Raw genomic sequence first — 248 nt, 5'->3', positions numbered from 1 at the left:
GCGTGTTTCAACGAGTTAGGTCTTGCTGCAGCAACTGGTGATGATCCGGTGTTTCGGGATCTGGTGCGTGCCCGGTTGATTAATCCTGGCTCGAAGTTTGATTCGATCGAAACCCTTGCTGAAGTTGGGGTGACAAGCGCAAGCTACGCCACGATTAAACGCCGACTACCTGGCTTTGCTACAGATGCCTTCGGCGAAGGATTAACCCAAGTGCTGGCCCATCATGCAGGTATCGGGCCAGGTACTTT

Annotated in this window: 1 pseudogene; it reads left to right on the top strand. The window is 53.2% G+C overall.

Annotated elements, in window-relative coordinates:
- A pseudogene (locus HMPREF2875_RS13320) lies at nucleotides 1-248 on the top strand (transposase); the annotation flags it as partial.

The sequence above is a fragment of the Corynebacterium sp. HMSC078H07 genome (genome assembly GCF_001812805.1).
In the GTDB taxonomy this organism is placed as follows: Bacteria; Actinomycetota; Actinomycetes; order Mycobacteriales; family Mycobacteriaceae; genus Corynebacterium.
The sequence above is the reverse complement of the archived record's forward strand: the minus strand, read 5'-3'. Positions and strand labels throughout refer to the sequence as shown.